Raw genomic sequence first — 522 nt, 5'->3', positions numbered from 1 at the left:
CAGATCCCGTGTCATTTTCTCAGTCGCGATGTCATGTGACTGGCCGAACTGACACGGGATTGAGAATCGCTGGCCACTGCCGTCACTCGTTTGAGGACTCCGTTGCCAGCGGGATACCGCACAGCGGGCAGCCGTTTGCGTGGTCGTCCTGACAGACGTAGCCGATGGCGCCATCCACGCACCATTCGGCGGCCTCCTCGGACAGCAGGTCGGGCCCGGCAAGGAGCAGCCGACGAAATTCCGTGGTCTCCGCAATGTCGGCCGGCCGGTTGGTGAACCACTCGTCGAACCAAGGCTTGTCCCGGTGTATGCGCCAGTGGGCATTCTCCCGGTCGTCGACGGCCGTAAGGAACCGATCGACGATGCGCCCCCAACTCGGTGCTCCGAACCAGCCGTTGTCGAACGCGCACAAGGATTCGACCAGGGTTCGCAGACCGAACTCCTTCTCGCTAAGGCAGTACCTTCGCCCCCATGAGATCGCGACCTGTGCCATCTCCGCGAGTTCTACGCGCGGATCATCCT

The 522-nt window shown here is 62.5% G+C and carries 1 pseudogene; it reads right to left on the bottom strand.

Annotated elements, in window-relative coordinates:
* Positions 1-82: 82 nt before the first annotated feature.
* Positions 83-522 (bottom strand): annotated as a pseudogene (locus AC5WS8_RS39360) (hypothetical protein); the annotation flags it as partial.

The organism is Streptomyces sp. PTL18, assembly GCF_059510295.1.
The sequence above is the reverse complement of the archived record's forward strand: the minus strand, read 5'-3'. Positions and strand labels throughout refer to the sequence as shown.